This window comes from Streptococcus oralis, from assembly GCF_001578935.1.
Taxonomy (GTDB): Bacteria; Bacillota; Bacilli; order Lactobacillales; family Streptococcaceae; genus Streptococcus; species Streptococcus oralis_R.
Genome location: NZ_KQ969527.1, coordinates 1 through 852, shown reverse-complemented (window position 1 = coordinate 852; position 852 = coordinate 1). Strand labels below are relative to the sequence as shown.

Below are 852 nucleotides of genomic sequence, written 5' to 3'. Positions count from 1 at the left end.
TCGACAAAGTAAGTCTTATCAAGCTAGTGGAAGAGTATAAGAAAACGTGCCCTGTATCTATTATTTTAGAGTGTTTCGGAGTCAAACGCTCCACCTTTTATCGCTGGAAACAGGAGTGTAAGAATTCTCAGAAAAGAGACGAAGTAGCAGATAAAATCGAACAACTCTGTATGGCAAATCGCTTTATTTACGGCTATCGAACCATCACTCGCTTACTAAAGAAAGTTTATAACCTCGTCGTTAATCGCAAGAAGGTCTATCGTATTATGAAGGAAAAGGGATGCCTTTGCCGTGTCCGTCCCAAGAAGGGACCTAAATTAGGGATGCCTTACCATGTAACAGACAATAAGCTGGATCGTGATTTTCAGGCAGACAAGCCTATGGAGAAGCTTGTCACAGACATCACCTATCTCTATTTTGGAAACTGTAGACTTTATCTATCTTCGATCATGGATCTCTATAATCGTGAAATAGTAGCTTATACCATCTCCGAGTGCCAAGATACAGACTTTGTGCTCGACACACTTAATCAACTTGAGCTACCTCAAGGGCTACTTTTACACAGCGACCAGGGATCTGTTTATACTTCAAAAGCCTACTATCAAGCTTGTACAGAAAAAGGCATCACCCGCTCCATGTCCCGAAAAGGAACACCAGCAGATAATGCCTGTATCGAATGGTTCCATTCTGTTCTCAAGTCTGAAACCTTCTATCTCCATAAGTGGAGAAACTTGACTAAAGATAGTATAACAGAAATTGTCAAAAATTACATCATATTTTATAATAAAACTAGAGTTCAACAAAGATTAAACGACCTGTCTCCTGTAGATTACAGAAAACTGGCCGCTTAAA

The 852-nt window shown here is 39.8% G+C and carries 1 protein-coding gene; it reads left to right on the top strand.

The window, feature by feature from the left end; genetic code table 11:
* On the top strand, window positions 1–851 hold an 851-nt coding region (locus SORDD15_RS09655), incomplete at its 5' end, for an IS3 family transposase (protein WP_081102422.1).
* Between the last annotated feature and the right edge of the window lies 1 nt (window position 852).